Origin of the sequence: Streptomyces sp. B1866, from assembly GCF_031932565.1 — a bacterium.
GTDB lineage: Bacteria > Actinomycetota > Actinomycetes > Streptomycetales > Streptomycetaceae > Streptomyces.
Map to the genome: position 1 here is coordinate 1 of NZ_JAVSCF010000457.1, position 2384 is coordinate 2384.

2 protein-coding genes are annotated in these 2384 nt (G+C 75.6%); both read left to right on the forward strand.

From position 1 onward, the window contains the following. Positions 1 to 1138 (forward strand): hypothetical protein (locus tag RKE29_RS29365; RefSeq protein ID WP_312008754.1); only part of this gene is annotated, 1138 nt, incomplete at its 5' end. A gap of 330 nt (positions 1139 to 1468) precedes the next feature. Beyond that, a complete protein-coding gene (locus RKE29_RS29370; RefSeq protein WP_312008755.1) occupies positions 1469 to 2206 on the forward strand; it encodes an IclR family transcriptional regulator C-terminal domain-containing protein in 738 nt (245 codons plus the stop codon). The last annotated feature ends 178 nt before the right edge of the window (positions 2207 to 2384 follow it).

The window sequence follows — 2384 nt, forward strand, 5'->3', positions numbered from 1 at the left end:
GTCGCGGCGCCGCGCCGCCGCGCGCGGCCGCCCCGGCGCGGACCCGGTCGACGGCGGCCCGGCCGGGGACGAGGGCCGCGGAGACCGGGCCGCGCACGACGACGCGTACGGTCCGCACAGCGCGTACGACGGCGTGTACGACGACGCGTACGGCACCGCCGGCCCGTACGGCGTGCACGGCCCGTACGACGGCCCGTACGGCGTGCACGACGGCCCGTACGGCCCGTACGGCGACCCGTACGGGCCCGGTGGCCCCGCAAGTCCACCGGACCCCGGCGGCGGAGGTCCCGCGGATCTCCCGGCGCCGGGAAGCGACCGGACCGGCGACCGGCGCCGCGAGCCGGCCGGCGGGCCGCGCCGAGAGCCGGCCGGCGGGCGGATCGAGGACGACATCGCCCGGGAACTCCTCGCCGTCCGGGCCCTCGTGGAATCCACCGTCGTCAAACACCGGGACCGGCTGACCCGGAATTCCTGGGTCGCCGCCGTGGAGACGGACGACGAGGATATTCTCGCCGCCGCCCGGGATCTGCTCGGCGAGGCGTCCGGCGAGGTCGACATCGTGCTCGCCTCCGACACCGCCCACACGCGCGCGCTGTATTCCGTGCTGCACGACTGGCTCCTGGCGGGCGGCGCGGCGGTCCGTACGCGCGTGCTGTGCGCGCAGCACACGCTGGACCGGGACTTCGTACGCCGGCACACCGGGGACGGCGCGGCCCTTGAGGTGCGCGCCGCGCGCGTGCCGCCGCTCGCGGCCGTCATCGTGGACGGCCGGGCCGCGCTGGTGTGCGCGGACTCGGCGGTGGGCCGCCGCGCCTCGACCATCCGGGACGCGGGCGTCATCGAGACGCTGCAAACGCTGTTCGGCGGCATCTGGCGCAGCGCCCTGGCGGTCACCGAGCGCATCGACTTCGGCGACCGCGCCCGCACCGCCATGGTGCGCACCATCCTGGAGTGGCTGCGGCAGGGGGTCACCGACGAGGTCGCCGCGCGGGAGCTGGCCGTCTCGGTCCGCACCTACCGGCGGTACGTCGCCGAGATCATGAGCCTCCTCGGGGCGAACTCCCGGTTCCAGGCGGGGGTCCGCGCCGCCGAGTTGGGGCTACTGCCTGCCGTGCCGCCGACCCCGACTCGCCGGTAGCCCATCTTCGGCTGGCAGCTTCCTGTAGCCGTCATTGCGGCGCTATGGCGTCGCGGATACACATGAGCGGGAGGGAATTCCGATTCCGGTCCGACGCGGTACGGCGGCAGCCGGGCGGCGCGGACGTTTCGGAAGAGGAAATTCTCACCGACGGTTCACCGCCCTCGTGAGCCGTTGGAAATGTTGAAGGCCCGGTACACGCTGTTCCCGCCGCGCCGGGTCTTCTCGAAAAGTTTCACGAAATGCCGAGGATCCGAACATGCCGGGGACGCCGAGGATATGGACGGTCCTCGCGCACGGGAGCGACCGGCTCGACGAGGAGGCAGGCACATGACCACCTCAGCGCCCGAGAAGGAAATGCAGAGCGGAGTCGGGGTGCTCGACAAGGCGTCGCTTCTGCTGGGCGTGCTGGAGGCAGGCCCGGCGTCGCTGTCGCGGCTCGTCTCCGACACCGGCCTGAAGCGGCCCACCGTGCACCGGCTCGTGCTGGCCCTGGAGCGGCTGCGGCTGCTGGCCCGCGACCCGCAGGGCCGGTTCATCCTCGGGCCGCGCCTCGGGCTGATGGCCGTCGAGGCCTGCCGCGACCAACTGGCCACCTCCGCCGAGCCGGTGCTGGGCGACCTGCGCGACGTGACCGGCGCCAGCGCCCGGCTCTACCGGCGCCGGGGCAACATGCGCATCTGCGTCGCCGAGGCCGCCGCGCCCGGCAACCCGACCGCCCAGGACCGGGTGCCGGTCGGCGCCGCGCTGCCCATGAACGCCGGGCCGGTCTCCCAGGTGCTGCTCGCCTGGGAGCGCCCCGAGGACCTGTACGAGGGGCTGCGCGGCGCGCAGTTCACCGCGGCCACCCTGTCCGGCGTGCGACGGCAGGGCTGGGCGCAGAGCATCGGCAGCCGGGAGCACGGCATCGCCGCGGTGGCCGCCCCGGTGCGCGGCCCGGGCGGCCGGGTGGTGGCCGCGCTGTCCATCTCCGGGCCCGTCGCCCGGATGTCCCACACGCCGGGGCGGGTGTACGGCAGCGCGGTGATCGACGCGGCGGTCCGGCTCTCCAACGGCTTCCACCGCTGATCCGCTGGCTTGCCGAACCGCCGACACCGCCGAACCGGTCACGCCGCTGACTCCCCGACCCCGGGCTGAGCGCGCGCGGCGGCGCCGCGGGCCCCAGGCAGCCCGCGGCGGGCGGCCGGACCTCGCCGCCTCGTCACGGGCCACCCCGCGCGGGCGGCCGGCGGCAGGCCGACCCGGC

Coding starts and splice junctions, on each gene's coding strand:
- RKE29_RS29370 (WP_312008755.1), top strand. CDS start 1,469: ATGACCACCTCAGCGCCCGAGAAGGAAATGCAGAGCGGAGTCGGGGTG.